Source organism: uncultured Winogradskyella sp., assembly GCF_947498005.1.
Classification (GTDB): Bacteria; Bacteroidota; Bacteroidia; order Flavobacteriales; family Flavobacteriaceae; genus Winogradskyella.
On the sequence record NZ_CANMIW010000004.1, the window covers coordinates 230,306 to 247,679 of the forward strand.

Consider the following 17,374-nt stretch of genomic DNA (forward strand, 5'->3'; position numbering starts at 1 on the left):
TGGACAGTTTTTTGGGTTGTTCAATTGTTACCTTATAAGACCTGTTAGATTTAAAAACCTGACAGGTCTAAAATTGAAAACTAAACATGGAAGAAAAGAAATTCGACGTTAAATCTATTATTGGCTTCATCCTTATATTTGGGATTTTGGTATTTATGATGTATCAAAATCAGCCAACTCCAGAAGAACTTGAAGCTCAGAAAAAAGCAGAACAAGAACAAGTTGAAGCTGAAAAAAATGAAAGTAAACCAGAGGAAACTTTAGTTACTACGTCTAACGACTATGCAAACCCACAAGCTTTAGATTCTACACAACTAGCAGCTGCTCAAGGTAAGTTAGGAAGATTTGGTTATGCTGCAACATTATCAGGAGAAGACGTTACCACTGTACAAACTGATGTTTTTGAATTAAAATTTAATAGAATAGGTGGTCATTTAGCTGAGGTAAAATTAAAGAAGTTTGTAGATTATGATTCGGTACCAATCTATTTGGTTAAAGATAATAATAGTGCCTTCAATATTACTTTCGGTACTTCAGACAACAGAACGTTTAATACGCAAGAATTACCTTTTCAACCTAAAGTCACTAAGAGTGGAGATAATACAATTATTTCTATGAAATTTAAGGCTTCAGAAACGGCATTTTTAGAATACCGTTATGAGTTGAAGCCAGATAATTATATGATTGATTTTTCAATCAAATCTCAAGGTTTGAGTGGTGTATTTAATACTTCACAACCGATTACCTTAGACTGGAAACAAAAAGGAATTCGTCATGCAAAAAGTATAAGCTACGAGAATCGCTATACGAGATTAACCTACATGCACGATGAAGGAAAGGTCGATAAATTATCTCAAATGGGAGATGATGATGAAATTGTTGAAGATGTAGAGTGGTTATCATACAGACAATTCTTTTTTAGCTCTATTCTAGTTTCTAACGATAGTCCATTTAAAGATGTGGCGATGACGTCTAAGAATTTAGTAGATGATGAGGAGATAGATACGCTTTTTACTAAAACCTATACATCTAAGCTACCTTTGGCTTACAGTGGAGGCGAAATAAATAAGAGTTTAGGTCTGTATTATGGACCAACAGAAGCCTCTACTTTAAAATCTTATGATAAAGGTTTAGAGGAAAGTATACCATTTGGATGGGGAATTTTTGGATGGATTAATAAGATTTTATTCATTCCTTTATTTGGATTCTTAATACAATATTTACCGCATGGTATTGCTATTGTTGTAATGACCGTTTTAGTGAAGATTATGTTGTCTTTTGTGCAGTATAAGCAATTTTTGTCTCAGGCTAAAATGAAAATTTTAAAGCCTGAATTAGATGCTGTAAGAGAAAAGTACAAGGACAATAAGTTAAAGGCGCAACAAGAAACAATGGCCATTCAAAGTAAAGCAGGTGCAAGTCCATTAAGCGGATGTTTACCTGGTTTAATGCAGATTCCTGTATTCTATGCCTTGTTTCAGTTTTTCCCAACTGCTTTTGATTTAAGACAAAAAAGTTTCCTTTGGGCAGATGATTTAAGTTCTTATGATTCTATTTTAGAATTACCATTTAGCATTCCTTTTTATGGTAGTCATGTGAGTTTATTCCCAATATTAGCTGCAATTGCTATTTTCTTCTATATGAAAATGACAACAGGTCAGCAAGTAGCATCACAGCCAACGCAAGAAGGTATGCCAGATATGGGTAAAATGATGAAATACATGATTTATTTCTCTCCATTACTTATGTTAGTATTCTTTAATAATTATGCTTCTGGTTTAAGTTTATATTACTTTATCTCTAATTTAATTAGTATTGGTATTATGTTAGTGATTAAAAACTACATAATTGATGAGGACAAAGTATTGGCTAAAATTGAAGTGAGTAAAACAAAGCCTAAAAAGCAAAACAAGTTTCAGAAAAAAATGGCTGAGATGATGGAGCAGGCTGAAGCTCAAAAACAAGCACAGCAAAAGAACAAAAAGAAGTAATTCTTCAATTTTATATAACAAGCCTTAACTTAACTGTTAAGGCTTTTTTATTAATGTTACATTTTGATAAATGTATGTGTCGTCTCCATGAATGCTAATTAACTTTAGAATAGTCTAAAAGTAAAATCATATCGCATTAAATAGCAGAAGCCCAAACTTTATGTTTGAGCTTCTGCACCTAACTATTAATCAAAAAATATAAATAAATTCCCTTATTTATTTTATTGTGGTGTTAAAACAACTTTATCAATCACATGAACCACACCATTCATTGCTTGTATATCTACTAATGAAACGATAATATTACTCACTCTGCCATTAGCATCTGTTAAAGTGAAAGCCGTATTGTCTGCAGTAATATCTCCACCAAGTGTTGTTACTGTTCCGTTTGGTAGTTGTGATGATTGTACATTGGCGTTGACGATGTGATATAATAAAACAGCATCTACTGTATCAGTGCCTAAATCTGATAATGCAGACACGTTTAATTCTGTCAATAAATCTGAAAAAGCATCATTGGTAGGAGCGAACACTGTATATGGTCCAGCTGTAGCATCAGATACAGTTGCTATATATGGCACAGTTGGAGTTCCTGAATCAGCATAAGCTAAAGCAGCAACTAAAGTATCTAAAGCAGGATTTGTTGTTGCAAATGTCGCAATAGTTGGTAATCCAATAACTTCATCTACAATATGTACTATACCATTAGAAGCTATGTTATCTGCGTTTATTACTGTTGAGGATCCATTAATCATTACTACGTTAGAAGTATTAAAATATAGACTCAAATTTGCGCCATTTGGACCCGTTGCACCAGTGTTAACGTAACCAGATCCAGCATTAGCCAAAGTCGTTGAGTTAATCGTCTCTCCAATTATAACATGATTCAATAAAATATTTCTCACTAAATCTTCTTCTGCAGCCGATAAATTGTCTAAATCTAAACCAGTTGCCGCTAAAAGATCAGCAAAAGCCTCATTGGTAGGAGCAAAAACAGTAAAAGGTCCAGAACCTTGTAACGTCGTTACTAAATCAGTGGCTGTTAGTGCTGCTGCTAAGGACGTTAAATTGTTCTCTAAAGCAATATCAACAACAGTTGTTGGTGCTGTTGTGCCATTGTCGTCATCGTCGCTACATGAAGTAAAACCTATAACCATTAGAAATACTGCAAGTAATTTGTAGTTTTTTAAAATAATTTTCATTGTTTTGAGTTTTTAAATTGTTCATCATTCAAACCACATTGGTTTGTTTAACAAATATAGAAAATGATTAAACAAAAAATTTATACTCTTTTTATTTTAACAGTTTTTTTAACAACTGGTTATGCTCAAAAATCTGTAAATCAATTTGACAAAGAAGGCAAACGTCACGGTATATGGACAAAGAACTACCATAAGACCGATCAAAAACGATATGAAGGTACTTTTGTCCATGGCAAAGAAGTAGACTCATTTAAATATTACACATTATCTTCTGGTAAAAGTGTGTTAAGTGCAGTAAAAGTCTTTAATCAGTCAGATAGTATTGCTGATGTTACGTTTTTAGCTTCAACTAAGAAAGTGATAAGTAAAGGCCAAATGAATGGTAAACGATTTATTGGTAAGTGGGTTTTTTATCATAAGAACTCTTCAGATGTCATGATTATTGAACATTATAATGATAATGGTTTACTTGAAGGCGAACGTTTTGTATATTTTAAAAATGGAAAAGTCGCCGAAAGTGCAAACTATAAAAATGGTAAACTTCATGGTGAATCTAAATGGTACTCTGAGAAAAGTGTGTTGCTCAGACACGCTAATTATGAAGATGATCATTTAGAAGGTAAAACTATGCATTATGATTCTGAAGGAAATATCATTTCAGAAGGCAATTATATTAAAAGTCAGAAGAAAGGCATTTGGAAGTATTATAAAGGTGGGAAACTAACAAAAAAAATAGACCATACCACAGAAGAAGTAATTTACAAGAAAGAATAGTTTAAAACTATGATATCTATAGAATTTCAAAATGGCAATCTCAATAGGATTGCCTTTTTTATTTTGTAATTTTGCCGAAGTTTTTAAGACTAAGATTTTTTAACTAAATACCAGATTCCTGTTTTTACAGGTATTGCTTATGAAAAGAGTTATAGTAGGACTTTCAGGAGGTGTAGATTCTAGCGTTGCAGCTTATCTTTTAAAAGAGCAAGGCTACGAGGTTATTGGCCTTTTTATGAAAAATTGGCACGATGATTCTGTGACTATTTCAGATGAATGCCCTTGGTTAGAAGACAGTAATGATGCAATGCTGGTAGCAGATAAATTGGGTATTCCTTTTCAAACGGTAGACTTAAGCGTACAATATAAAGAGCGTATTGTAGACTATATGTTTAATGAATACGAAAAAGGACGAACTCCAAATCCTGATGTATTATGTAATCGCGAAATAAAGTTCGATGTCTTTATGGATATAGCTTTAGAACTAGGAGCAGATTACGTAGCAACTGGTCATTATTGTAGAAAAGCAACAATAGAGAAAGACGGTAAGCAAATCCACCAATTATTAGCAGGTGCAGATGATAATAAAGACCAATCTTATTTTCTATGTCAGTTATCACAACAGCAATTAGCAAAAGCGTTATTTCCAATAGGCGAATTACAGAAACCAGAAGTAAGAGAAATAGCTAAAGCTCAAGATTTAATTACTGCAGAGAAGAAAGATTCTCAAGGACTTTGTTTTATCGGTAAGGTAAGACTACCAGAATTTTTACAGCAACAGTTAAAACCAAAAGAGGGTGATATTGTTGAGGTAAATTCAGATTTAGAGATTTATAATCAAGCCATTCCTAATTTCGATTCAAAAGAAGCAGAGTTAAAATACAGATCTAAAAAACCAGTATATAATATGTCTGATGGTAAAGTGGTTGGTAGACATCAAGGTGCACATTATTTCACTAAAGGTCAGAGAAAAGGCTTAGGTGTTGGCGGAACTGTAGAACCATTATTTGTAATTGACACTGATGTTAATGAGAATATTATTTACACTGGTCAAGGAAAGAATCATCCTGGATTATATAGAAATGTTTTATTTGTAACCAATGACGAATTGCATTGGGTTAGAGAGGATTTAGCATTAAATGATGGAGAAATAATGTCAGTAATGGCAAGAATTCGCTATAGACAAGCTTTAGAAAAAGCTACCTTACACAAGGTAGACTCTGGCTTATATGTAGCGTTCGAGAATAAACAATCTGCAATTACAGAAGGTCAGTTTGTGGCTTGGTATTTAGAGGATGAGTTGGTGGGTTCAGGAGTTATTTCTTAACTTGCAGAATAACGTTTTGTTGCTTGTAATGACAGATTAAGGTGGTTTTAAGAAACCCAAAAATTTGTGATTACGTATATTATAGAGTTACAATTCATTAAATCATAAATCTATGAAAATCACTTTCACGTTATTACTGTTGTTATTTATTAATACAATTGTTTATGCGCAAGAAGATGCATGGATTTACCTTACAGACAAACCAAATGTAGCGGCATCCATAGCGAACCCAATTAGTATTCTTACCCAAAAAGCTATCGATAGAAAGCAAAATCACAATGTGTTAATAGATGAACGCGATGTACCAGTCAATGAAACTTATATTGCCGATCTCAAAACGCAATCTGGTATCACAGTAATGGCAAAGTCTAAATGGTTTAATGCCATCCATGTTAGAGGAACAGAAGCAGATATCAATGTCTTAAGTAATTTAAATTATGTAGAAAGTATAGATTTTGCGAATAATAGTTTAGATACAGCTTCGAGAAATGCTTCGATTTTAGATAAAAACGAAGTAGAGAATGAGAACATAGCGTTTACATATGGTGACACGCAGAATCAAGTAGAAATGATAAATGCAGATAACTTGCATTTAGCAGATTTTACAGGTGAAGGCATTACAGTTGCAGTTATGGATGCCGGATTTCCCAATGTAAATACAATGACTGCTTTTCAACGCTTAAGAGATAATGGCGATTTACTTAATGGCTATGATTTTGTAGATAGAAATGCTGATGTTTATGCCTTTACGGGCAATAATCATGGAACAAAAGTATTGAGTACTATGGCGGCTTTTGTGCAAGATCAATATGTTGGTACAGCACCAGATGCATCGTATTATTTGTTTAGAACAGAAGATTCTGGTAGTGAAAATCCGGTAGAAGAAAGTTATTGGGTTGAGGCAGCAGAGCGTGCAGATAGTTTGGGTGTAGATATGATTAATACGTCACTTGGGTATCAGACTTATAATAATTCTAATTACGATTACGCACCTTCAGATATGAATGGTCAAGTAACTTACATTTCAAAAGGAGCTTCAATAGCAGCAGAAAAAGGTATTCTGGTGGTTGTCAGTGCTGGTAATTCAGGTGCAACGAGCTGGCAAACTGTTGGTGCTCCAGCAGATTCTCCAAACGTTCTAAGTATTGGTGCTGTAAATGCAGATGGTAATTATGTGTCATTTAGTTCGCAAGGTAGCGCTGCACAAGTTGACTATCAAAAACCAGATGTTGTTGCGCGAGGAGGTCAAGCCTATGTGATTAATGAGTTTGACACAATTTTACAGAATAACGGAACCTCTTTCAGTGGACCAATAATGTGTGGTGGTATTGCTTCTCTTTGGCAAGCCTTGCCAGATGCTTTGCCAACTGAAATTATGGATTTTGTAAGAGAATCTGCTTCTCAGTTTACAACACCAGATGATTTTTTGGGTTACGGCATACCAGATTTAGATTTAGCGAGAGCTAATGCCTTATCAATAGATACTGAACTCAGGGAAGATTTTGTTTTTTATCCTAATCCAGTTTTATCTTATTTAAATATAGAATTGCCTTCTCATGTAGAGCATGTTGAAGCTATAATTTATAATCAATTAGGACACGAAATCTTATTTCATTCATTTAATGAAGATGTAAATTCAGTTGATGTATCAAAATTGGTATCCGGAATTTATATGATGAAATTTTCTTCGGAACATAACAATTATACGTTCAAGTTTATAAAAAAATAACTCCTAAATATGGCAAATAGAATCACATCACTTTTCAATATAAAATATCCAATCATTCAAGCTGGAATGATTTGGAATAGTGGTTGGAAACTAGCATCAGCCGCAAGTAACTCCGGTATTTTGGGTTTAATTGGTGCAGGTTCTATGTATCCAGATGTGTTGCGAGAGCATATTCAGAAATGTAAAGCCGCAACCGATAAACCTTTTGGTGTTAACGTGCCAATGTTGTATCCTAATATTCAGGTAATAATGGATATTATAGTTGAAGAAGGTGTAAAAATTGTTTTTACCTCTGCAGGAAATCCTAAGACTTGGACCGAGTGGTTGCAAGACAAAGGAATTACTGTTGTACATGTTGTGAGTAGTGTAAAATTTGCATTGAAAGCACAAGCAGCAGGAGTTGATGCAATTGTAGCTGAAGGTTTTGAAGCAGGAGGACACAACGGAAGAGATGAAACGACGACGTTGACCTTAATTTCTATGGTAAAAGAACAACTTCAAATTCCATTAATTGCAGCAGGAGGTATTGCTACAGGGAAAGCCATGTTAGCGTGTATGGTTTTGGGAGCAGATGGCGTACAAGTAGGTAGCCGTTTTGTTGCGAGTGAAGAATCTTCAGCGCATCAAGCTTTTAAGCAAGTCGTTGTAGATGTTAAAGAAGGTGATACACAATTAACTTTAAAAGAATTAGCACCAGTTAGGTTAGTAAAAAATAAATTCTACAACGAACTACAAGAGCTTTATAAAACGAGTCCAACACCAGAGGAACTCAAAGAATTATTAGGAAGAGCCAGAGCCAAAAGAGGTATGTTTGAAGGTGATTTAGAGGATGGCGAATTAGAAATTGGGCAAATCGCAGGCTTAATACATGATATAAAACCAGTCGCTGAAATTGTTACTGAAATGGTACATGAATTTGAGGAGGCAAAAAACTTTGTTACAAACTTATAAATACCTTCATTTTTAGATGTTGATTCAATAATTTTGATTTGATGCTTTAATATATTGATAATTAAAAATTTAAAAACTAACTTTATATAATTAAAAACTAATGAACATAATTTATTTGTTCTATTCATTCATTCTTAAAAAGAAAGCTGATGCTTAAATTTATAAAGTTCTCATTTATTTTTCTTTTATCAATTTTATCATTGAATGCTCAAATTAGTGATTGCAGTTGTGTCAACGATTTAAATTTTTTAAATGAAAAAATTCAAAAAACACCTTCTTATAAGGTAAGTAAGGTAGATTATGAGAAAGCGTATTCAAAAATAAAAGAAGCCGTTAAAAATTTAGGTTCTGGTTATGACTGTTTTCTTCAATTAAATATTTTGATGCTCTCTTTAAATGATAGGCATTGTAATCTTTATGGTATAAATAAAGGAGCTACTGAGCAAATAAAAAAGAATGATAAAAAGTTTAATGAATTTAAAAACTCAAAACTTTTTGCAGCCTATCCTAAACCAACTATAGATATTGATAGTTTAACTACAGCACTAAAAAAACAATCAAACAACTCGATCGAAGGTATTTATTACAGAAAGAATAATATGTCTATTGGTGTATATAAATCTTTAGAAACTGATTTTTATAATGTTATTGTTTTAAATTCAGAAAACGAGCTATGGAAAACAGGTGAGCTTATTTATACATTGGTTCCTTATGGTAATAATTATTTATTAGCAGTTGGAGGAAGTTTGAGTAGTAAAAGAATGATTGCATTCGGCGAGCGTATTGAAAATGGAGTTTTTTTAACCTTGGGATTTCAAAAAGATGAGTCTGTAGTAAATTATTCTGTTTCAATACATCCTGAATCTACCTATTTAAAGCGCGAAATTTCGCCAGAAACGATCTATCTGAAAGCAGGTAGTTTTAGTTCTTGGAATCCTAAATTATCAGAAGCAGATCAATTTTACAAATCTTTAGAAGGAAAGCTGATTCATAAAAATTTGATATTGGATTTACGAGATAATGGAGGAGGTGGAAATAGAAATTCTGATGGCTTGTATAAAGTTTTGAAAAAATTTTTGAAAAACAATAACGTCTATGTTTTAGTTAATAATAGAACAGCTAGTAATGCAGAACAATTTGCTTATAAACTGAGTGAGTTTCAAAATTGCACTATTTTAGGAAATAGAACCAATGGAACCTTAGCTTATGAAATTGTTGACTCTAATTATAATCTGCCTTGCAATAATTTGTTAGCGGTCTTAACTTCAAAAAAACATGGTAAATATCTTAAATTTGAATCTAAGGGAATCGAGCCAGATGTAAAACTGTCTTCAACTTTAGACTGGATAATACAAGTTAAAAACTATATACAAGAGAATAATTAGCTATTAGAATTTAAACAGTGAATAATCTTGTTAAGTGATTTATTAAACAATATATTTAGATCAACTTTAATTGAATACAAGTTCGGTCTTATATAATATATTGATATGAATTTAAAGGTTTTTATAGTATCTTAAATCAATAATCTAACTAATACATCAAACCATGAAAAAATTAATAATTCTCTCGGTAATACTTCTTGGTTTCTTTGCTTGTGAAAACAAGATCAATTTTGATGCTGAAGAAGACCCAGTGAAAGTAAATTGGAATGAGCGCGTCGCTTCAATCTCTAAAGTAGACTCACTTTTTACTTCAGGACATTCGTATTTATCCGTGTATTCTCAAATCTATAGCTATTCGCAGCATAAAACGTATAATCTTACAGCGATGGTAAGTTTAAGAAATGTTAGTATGAAGGATACGATATACTTAACCAACGCAGATTATTACGATACGCATGGCACACTTTTAAAAAGTTACATAAAGAACACGGTGTATTTAGCACCATTAGAAACCGTTGAAATTGTTATTGACGAAGCAGATATTTCAGGTGGTACAGGTTCTAATTTTCTTTTCGATTGGAAAATACCAAAAGATGCGCCAGAACCTTTGTTTGAAGGAGTTATGACGTCTACAGCAGGACAACAAGGCTTATCATTTGTAACACATGCAAAACGTATTTACTAAATGGCAGAAATTTTAACAAGCATATTTTTTCTGTTTGCGGTTATAGATCCTATTGGTACTGTTCCTGTATTTTTAGAGGCCACCAAAGAGTTTGATAAAAAATACAAGAAGAAAATAGCACTTAGAGCTTCAGGTGTTGCATTTCTAATTTTACTCTTTTTCATTGTCATTGGGCAACTTATTTTAGAAGGCATGGAAGTGTCACTAGATGCTTTTCAAATTTCGGGAGGTGTTATTCTTTTCTTGTTTGCGTTAACTATGATTTTTGGTGATGGTAAACCAGAAAAGGAGAAAAATCAAATTTCAGATTACAAGCATGTTACTATTTTCCCAGTGGCAATTCCTTCAATAGCATCTCCTGGTGCTATAATGGCTGTCGTTTTATTAACGGATAACCATACCTATACTATTAATGAGCAAATTGTAACCACAATTTTAGTATTACTAGTCATTGGTTTAACAAGTTTAATTTTACTTGCTGCCACCAAGGTTCAAGATAGAATTGGTAGTTATGGTATTACTGTAATTAGTAAAATTATGGGCTTAATTTTAGCAGCATACGCGGTTCAGAATATCTTATCAGGTATTTCAGATTATTTTACAAAATAATTAGGGTATTATAGGCGATTGAAGTATTACTTTTGCGCCATGGTTTTAAGCGACTACACAAAAGAATTCAGGTACAATCTTAAGCTAGCATCTCCAGTGATTTTGGGAATGCTTGGCCACACGTTTGTCAGTTTTGTAGACAACGTTATGGTTGGTCAATTAGGTGCAGCAGAACTCGCAGCAGTATCCTTAGGAAATAGCTTTATTTTCATTGCCATGTCTTTAGGTATAGGATTTTCAACAGCTATTACACCTTTAGTTGCGGAAGCGGATACTGAAAAGGATTTTGCGAAAGGAAAATCAGTCTTTAAGCATGGTTTGTTTTTGTGTACAGTTTTAGGATTGTTATTATTTACAATGCTATTGTTCGCTAAACCGCTAATGTATGTTATGGATCAGCCAGAAGAAGTGGTTGAGTTGGCTTTGCCTTATTTAGATTTGGTTGCTTTTTCATTAGTGCCATTGATTATTTTTCAAGCGTTTAAACAATTTAGTGATGGATTATCACTTACTAAATATCCTATGTATGCTACTATAGTGGCTAACATATTAAACGTAGCAATAAACTATGTTTTAATTTTTGGAAAATTTGGTTTTCCAGAAATGGGAATTGTAGGTGCAGCTGTTGGGACTTTAGTGTCACGTTTTGTTATGGTGGCTTATTTATGGTGGTTATTGGCTAAACGCGAAAAATCTAAACCGTTTGTAACACAGATTAAATTCTTTGAACTTAAAAAATACCCTTTAAAAAAGATCATCAATTTAGGCTTGCCAAGTGCTATGCAAATGTTTTTTGAAGTAGCTATTTTTACAGCAGCCATTTGGTTAAGTGGTACGCTAGGCGCCAATGCGCAAGCTGCTAATCAAATAGCCTTAAATTTATCGTCTATGACCTTTATGGTTGCTATGGGATTGAGTGTTGCTGCAATGATACGTGTTGGTAATCAAAAAGGATTAAAAGATTTTAAAGCCTTAAGACGCATTGCAGAATCTATATTTTTAATTGGCTTTTGCTTCGCTATTATATTTGCCTTGTTTTTTGTGATATTTCATACAATGCTACCAAATTTATATGTGGATTTAGATGATCCTGTTAATGCAATTGATACAGCTCAAGTGGTAGAAATTGCGGCTACATTATTGTTGGCATCTGCTGTGTTTCAAATTAGTGATAGTTTACAAGTCATTATTCTTGGTGCTTTGAGAGGTTTGCAAGATGTTAAGATTCCGACAGTATTAACCTTTATTTCTTATTGGGTTATTGGTTTTCCTATTAGTTATTTTCTAGGTAAAGAAGACGCTTATGGAAGTATTGGAATTTGGATTGGGTTATTAGCAGGTTTAACAGCTGCTTCAATTTTATTATATTTTAGGTTTAATTATCTCACAAAGCGTTTAATTTTGCAACAAGAAAAAAAATAAAACATGGAATTACCAAAATTCATACTAGGCGATAATACGGATCATCCTAATGCAATTTATATTATACATACAGAATTCCCAAGATTTATAATTAATCTAGAAAACGATGAGGTGGAGTGGTTTGAAGAATTTGACCAACATGACGAAAAGGAACTAGAAACTGAAACTGAAAATTACATTCAGCAAGCTACAGATTTCTACGATAGAGAAGTGGCTAGATACGACGATTAATGTTAGAACAACTTCTACAATACGATAAAGAACTGTTTTTATATCTCAATAATTTGGGTTCAGAAACTTGGGATGGCTTATGGTTAGTCATAACAAATAAGTTTTCATCAATCCCTTTATATCTCGTTTTATTATTTGTGATTTACAAGAAATTTGGTTGGAAAGCTTTATTGCTCATGTTTGTTGTCATTGCAGGTATGATTACATTTACAGACCAAATTACTAATGTGTTTAAAGATACATTTATGCGTCCAAGACCTTGTAGAGCAGAAGGTGTTATGGATTTTACGCGCTTTATTGCACCTCGTTGTGGTAAGTATGGTTTTTTCTCAGGTCATTCGTCTAACTCTATGTCTACAGCAATATTCGCTGGTTTGTTACTTAGACCATATTTTAAAAATGTAATTTATATTTTAATCGTTTGGAGTTTAGTTGTAGCCTACAGTCGTATATATGTTGGCGTGCATTATCCATTAGATATTGCTTGTGGATTACTCTTTGGAGCTGTTTCAGGAATAGGATTTTATAAGCTGAATAAATATTTAATTAAACGGTTTATTTCAGAGTAAGCTCATATAATTGATTCACCAAACGTGATTTATGATTTCTAGCCGAAAAATTTAAATCATAGGTGTCAATAAATTTAATGTGGTAAAGTTTAGCAAGCGCTTCAATGTCTTCTGGTTTTGAAGATGAGGTTAATAATCTGAATTGTTTTTCCGAAGGAATTAAAATACCATCTTTCGTTTTAATACTTATAATTTTACTCCCATAATTATATATAGCTTCTGGTGAAACACCATCTAAAGTGTAAAGTTTTAAGTCATCCGAAGCTAATTCTGCAACCGATTTGTAATGCTCTTGAGCCAAGCCTTTAGCTAATGGTAATACCAGTAATCCTATACTCATCATAAAAGCCACAACTAAGTAAAACACATTTTTAATTAGTTTAGCTCTTAAGTTTTTAAAAATGAAAAAACCGATAATTGCTATGACTGCACTAGCAATAAAAAATCTAATTTTTGCAAATCCTTCTGTATCAGATAACAAAAAGAAGCCAGAAGCCCAAAATAAAATGGCAATTGTGCCAATTAAACCAAATTGAAAATATACAGGAATGGTTTCCTTTTTTGAAGTTATAGTTTTGAATTCTCTAATTAAATAATCAATATAAAAGCCAATATTTATGGCTAAAGGAATTAGAACAGGCATTAAATAACGCGATTTTTTCTCAGGAATTACAGACAATAAAATCACAGCAATAAGCGTCCAGAGGAAACTAAAACGATAGGCTTTTAGGTTTGAAACTCTAGTTTTTAAATACGGATAAAGTAAACTTATAAAAGCAGGAATAGTCCATAATCCACTTTGCACAAAAAAACTCCAGTAGTAATAAAATGGCCTTACGTTATAACTGCTCCAATTAGAAGTTTCACGTTCTGCAATAGCGGTAAATGTTTCGGGATCTGCAACTCTAACATGAAAATACCACCAACCACCTAAAACGATTCCAAAAACTAATAGACTGATTAATTTTAAAAAATGAATAGGTTTTCCTCTAAATTTAAAGGCAATACCATAGGCTATTACAAATGGTAAGAATAATACATATAACGAAACTGGTCCTTTAGATAGCACAGAGCCAGCCAGAAACAGTACAAAAAGTAAGCTTCTTAAAATGGATGTTTTACCACTTTGAAACATTAAAAATAGCTGATACAAAGCCATGAGTAAAAACCCATGAGTATAAATATCCCAAGGTGCTTCTACAGTAATGCCAATGACGTAAAAAGATGTTATAGCAATAAACCCATTTATGAGACTGTGTGCTTTAGCTAGTTCTAGTTTTTTTGATAGCAAATAAATTGAAACACCAATGCTCGCCACAAAAAGTAAAGTAGGCCAGCGTAACGCTAAAACAGACGTTATGCTAAATACTGATCCAAAAATAGCAGTAATCCAAGTAGGTAAAGGTGGTTTTTGGTAACGTGCTTCGCCATTCATTGTAGTTAAAATCCAATTGTCATCCGTTAGCATTTCTCTGGCTGAAATAAAATTACGAGCCTCCATTATCGTAACAGGAATAGAATCTAAGGTAAAGCCGAGCATAACAATTACAAAAAGTAATAAACTTAGAATTGGATATTTCTCAATGCGTTCAATCATTATTAGTCTTAGTTTGTGTGATTAAATAAGTATTACGAGCATATATTATGAGTCCGAATAAATGTCCAACAAATAATACTGGATCTTTTCTAATAATGGCATAAGTTAATATTAAACCTGCACCAATTAAACTAAGAACCCAAAAACCTAATGGTAAAGTAGATGTTTTATTACGTTCAGAATGTATCCATTGGTATACAAAACGTAATGTGAAAATTACTTGAGCTACAATACCTAATGTTAGTAACCAAGTTGGTATATCTACATTTTTAAACAGTAAGTCAACATCTATTTGGTTATTATTAAAGTAGAATATAACAATAAAAATAGGTACAAAGAATAATAAATATTGAACAACTTTTGGGAACTTCTGCCATTGACCTTGCAGTTGTAAGTTTCTAATATAAATAAAATAGGTTAAACTTTGACCTAGCATAATTGCAAAGTCTAAACGTAAATAACCATATATAAATAGGAGGAAAGAGGCTATTAAACTCAGCGTCCAAAATGTCTTAGGTGTAATAACCTTTCGTTGTTTTTCAGAGGTTATCCATTGAATTATTAACCGAGAAGAAAATAAAATCTGAGCCAAAAATCCGATACTGTAAATAATCCAGTCTTTCAAGTTTAATTGTGTTGATTTACCAAATTGAAGTTAGTTATAATTTCAATGTCATCTGTAATTTGTTTTCTAAAGTATTCAATATGACATTAAATTATTTACTCGATTTAGAAACTTCGTAATTAATATACTTTTTCTTCATCCATAGATATGCAAAACAATCCATAAGTGGACCAAGTAACCTGTTCCAAAGTCCAAATTTTGCTGTACCAGCCATTCTAGGAAAATGCTGAACAGTGACTTGCGTAACACGTCCATTTTGTAACATTATCATAGCAGGTAAAAATCGATGCAAACCTCTAAACATTGGGATACGTTTAGCATAATCTGTTCTTATTACTTTCAGCGGACAGCCAGTATCATCCATACCATCTTTAGTAAATGCACGTCTAATGCCATTTGCAATTTTAGATGACATGTTTTTTACAAAAGAATCCTTTCGGTTAGAGCGGACTCCTGTAACTAACTCGTAAGAACCTATATGTTGTAGTAAAATATTAAAATCCTCGGGTGCAGTTTGCAAATCAGAGTCTATATAACCAACGAGTTCAGAATCTACATGATCAAAGCCAGCTTTTATTGCCGCACTCAATCCTCTGTTTTCTTTAAATAGAATGTAGTGGAATGCTTCGTTACGTTCACAAATACCTTCTATTAACGCTTGGCTATTATCACTAGATCCATCATTTACAAAAAGAATTGAAGTTGAAACTGTAGCTATATTGAGATAAATAGAAAGTTCTTTTTCTACACGTTCTAAATTGTCTTCCTCATTATAAACAGGAACTATGATGGTAAACTTATACGGCATGTTTTTTTTCTTAATCCTTGCAAAAGTATTGTTTTTTATATTAGTGTTAAAGCCTTAATATATAAAGCTAATCTTTTATATGAAAAGCCTCCAAACACTAAATATTGAAAATATAACGGCCACTGATGAAATCAACGCAGCTATTAAAGCTATTTTTCTAATTTCGATTTTAAAAGCGAGAAATAAACTAACAAAGAAGCCTATAAAAGGCATGATGCCATAATAATGTCTATAACCATATACCAACCATTCTGATAACCCAAATAAAGCGCGTGTTTTACCAGTAGTTCTAATATAATGTTGGTACATCGTTATATTAATATGTATCAAAATTATTAAACTAATAGAGCTTAAAATGACAATAATGTAAATCATCTTTTTGGTCACAAGTTTAGCAAGTATTCGGCAGCAATAAAAGGTGTCGTTCTACCGGCTTCAACTAATTTTATTTGAGATTGTAGTTCTTCTTTTATGTGAGAAGCATTATAAAAATTAGATTTTAAACGGTCCTCTATGGTTTGTAGTAACCAAAATTTATTTTGCTGATGTCTATTGTTCTCAAAATAACCATTCGTTGTGGTAGTCTTTACGTATTCTTCAATAAGGTTCCAAATCTCTTTAATACCTTCACGTTTTAAAGCACTACTTAAAGTAACTTTTGGCGACCATTCTGAATCTTTAGTTGGATACAAATGTAAAGCCCTATTAAATTCTACTTTGGCCATTTTTGCAGCTTTTATATTCTCGCCATCAGCTTTATTAATGACAATGGCATCTGCCATTTCAATAATACCGCGTTTTATACCTTGTAATTCGTCACCAGCACCTGATAATTTTAAGAGCAAAAAGAAATCAACCATACTATGTACAGCCGTTTCACTTTGTCCAACACCAACAGTTTCAATAATAATGGTGTCATAACCAGCAGCTTCACATAAGATAATAGTCTCTCGTGTTTTTCTGGCAACACCTCCTAAAGAATTTCCTGAAGGCGAAGGTCTAATAAAAGCATTTTGATTTTTCACTAAATCTTCCATTCTAGTTTTATCACCCAGAATACTTCCTTTACTGAGACTACTACTTGGATCAACTGCTAACACAGCTACTTTTTTACCAATAGAGGTTAAATACAACCCAAAAGCCTCAATAAATGTGCTTTTACCAACACCAGGCACGCCTGTGATTCCTATTCTAATAGATTTATTAGCAAATGGTAAGCATTTAGAAATGACCTTATTTGCTTTTTTTGTGTGTGAAGGATTCGTACTTTCTACTAAGGTAATGGCTCTACTAAGCGAAGTGATATTTTGAGACGTAATACCAGAAACCAAATCGTCAACAGATGGCTGTTTCTTTCGATTTACTTTTATGATTTTGGCAACATTAGCGCTCAAACTTTTAGGTGGTTCAACACCTTCTTGTTCATGCAAAGCAGACGTGTATGATTTATCTTTTTTTGCCACTTTGCA

Annotated in this window: 17 protein-coding genes; 12 read left to right on the forward strand and 5 right to left on the reverse strand. The window is 32.7% G+C overall.

Annotated features, from left to right (window positions below; translation table 11 throughout):
* The first annotated feature begins 86 nt into the window (after window positions 1–86).
* Complete coding sequence (gene yidC, locus Q0891_RS09280; protein WP_299100965.1) at window positions 87–1,991, forward strand: membrane protein insertase YidC; 1,905 nt, start codon at window positions 87–89, stop codon at window positions 1,989–1,991.
* Window positions 1,992–2,212: 221 nt separating this feature from the next.
* Here yidC and Q0891_RS09285 read toward each other — a convergent pair whose 3' ends face one another.
* Window positions 2,213–3,193 carry a fasciclin domain-containing protein gene (locus Q0891_RS09285; RefSeq protein WP_299100967.1) on the reverse strand — a complete coding sequence of 327 codons (981 nt, stop codon included), beginning with the start codon at window positions 3,191–3,193 and terminating at the stop codon, window positions 2,213–2,215.
* A 63-nt stretch (window positions 3,194–3,256) separates the two neighbouring features.
* Between Q0891_RS09285 and Q0891_RS09290 the strand changes: the two genes are divergently transcribed.
* From Q0891_RS09290 to Q0891_RS09335, 10 genes are all read left to right on the forward strand, one after another.
* On the forward strand, window positions 3,257–3,967 hold the full coding sequence (locus Q0891_RS09290) for a toxin-antitoxin system YwqK family antitoxin (RefSeq protein ID WP_299100968.1): 711 nt from the start codon (window positions 3,257–3,259) through the stop codon (window positions 3,965–3,967).
* Window positions 3,968–4,106: 139 nt separating this feature from the next.
* Complete coding sequence (mnmA, locus tag Q0891_RS09295) at window positions 4,107–5,294, forward strand: tRNA 2-thiouridine(34) synthase MnmA (protein WP_299100970.1); 1,188 nt, start codon at window positions 4,107–4,109, stop codon at window positions 5,292–5,294.
* 112 nt (window positions 5,295–5,406) lie between these two features.
* Window positions 5,407–7,023, forward strand: coding sequence for a S8 family serine peptidase (locus Q0891_RS09300; RefSeq protein WP_299100971.1), 1,617 nt, complete (start codon window positions 5,407–5,409; stop codon window positions 7,021–7,023).
* Between the two features lie 9 nt (window positions 7,024–7,032).
* A complete protein-coding gene (locus Q0891_RS09305) occupies window positions 7,033–7,974 on the forward strand; it encodes a nitronate monooxygenase (protein ID WP_299100973.1) in 942 nt (313 codons plus the stop codon).
* Between the two features lie 149 nt (window positions 7,975–8,123).
* Window positions 8,124–9,359, forward strand: a complete 1,236-nt coding sequence (locus Q0891_RS09310; protein ID WP_299100975.1) for a S41 family peptidase — start codon at window positions 8,124–8,126, stop codon at window positions 9,357–9,359.
* A gap of 163 nt (window positions 9,360–9,522) precedes the next feature.
* On the forward strand, window positions 9,523–10,044 hold the full coding sequence (locus tag Q0891_RS09315) for a DUF3124 domain-containing protein (RefSeq protein WP_299100977.1): 522 nt from the start codon (window positions 9,523–9,525) through the stop codon (window positions 10,042–10,044).
* The gene (locus Q0891_RS09320; RefSeq protein WP_299100979.1) at window positions 10,045–10,653 is read left to right on the forward strand and encodes a MarC family protein; all 609 of its coding nucleotides are present in this window, start codon (window positions 10,045–10,047) and stop codon (window positions 10,651–10,653) included.
* 39 nt (window positions 10,654–10,692) lie between these two features.
* Window positions 10,693–12,075, forward strand: coding sequence for an MATE family efflux transporter (locus Q0891_RS09325; protein ID WP_299100981.1), 1,383 nt, complete (start codon window positions 10,693–10,695; stop codon window positions 12,073–12,075).
* Window positions 12,076–12,078: 3 nt separating this feature from the next.
* Complete coding sequence (locus Q0891_RS09330) at window positions 12,079–12,306, forward strand: hypothetical protein (protein ID WP_299100982.1); 228 nt, start codon at window positions 12,079–12,081, stop codon at window positions 12,304–12,306.
* On the forward strand, window positions 12,306–12,875 hold the full coding sequence (locus Q0891_RS09335) for a phosphatase PAP2 family protein (RefSeq protein WP_299100983.1): 570 nt from the start codon (window positions 12,306–12,308) through the stop codon (window positions 12,873–12,875). Before Q0891_RS09330 ends, Q0891_RS09335 begins: the two co-directional genes overlap by 1 nt.
* On the opposite strand, the gene Q0891_RS09340 is transcribed toward Q0891_RS09335, so the two are convergent.
* The 3 genes from Q0891_RS09340 to Q0891_RS09350 form a co-directional block, all read right to left on the reverse strand.
* Window positions 12,862–14,472: a glycosyltransferase gene (locus Q0891_RS09340; protein WP_299100984.1), complete on the reverse strand. Its 1,611-nt coding sequence runs from the start codon at window positions 14,470–14,472 to the stop codon at window positions 12,862–12,864. The two genes, Q0891_RS09335 and Q0891_RS09340, sit on opposite strands and share 14 nt — an antisense overlap.
* Window positions 14,465–15,097, reverse strand: coding sequence for a lipid-A-disaccharide synthase N-terminal domain-containing protein (locus Q0891_RS09345; RefSeq protein WP_299100985.1), 633 nt, complete (start codon window positions 15,095–15,097; stop codon window positions 14,465–14,467). Before Q0891_RS09345 ends, Q0891_RS09340 begins: the two co-directional genes overlap by 8 nt.
* Window positions 15,098–15,188: 91 nt before the next feature.
* On the reverse strand, window positions 15,189–15,905 hold the full coding sequence (locus Q0891_RS09350) for a glycosyltransferase family 2 protein (protein ID WP_299100987.1): 717 nt from the start codon (window positions 15,903–15,905) through the stop codon (window positions 15,189–15,191).
* A gap of 79 nt (window positions 15,906–15,984) precedes the next feature.
* Between Q0891_RS09350 and Q0891_RS09355 the strand changes: the two genes are divergently transcribed.
* Window positions 15,985–16,128, forward strand: coding sequence for a hypothetical protein (locus Q0891_RS09355; RefSeq protein ID WP_299100989.1), 144 nt, complete (start codon window positions 15,985–15,987; stop codon window positions 16,126–16,128).
* Between the two features lie 160 nt (window positions 16,129–16,288).
* On the opposite strand, the gene meaB is transcribed toward Q0891_RS09355, so the two are convergent.
* Window positions 16,289–17,368 carry a methylmalonyl Co-A mutase-associated GTPase MeaB gene (gene meaB, locus Q0891_RS09360; RefSeq protein WP_299100991.1) on the reverse strand — a complete coding sequence of 360 codons (1,080 nt, stop codon included), beginning with the start codon at window positions 17,366–17,368 and terminating at the stop codon, window positions 16,289–16,291.
* Between the last annotated feature and the right edge of the window lie 6 nt (window positions 17,369–17,374).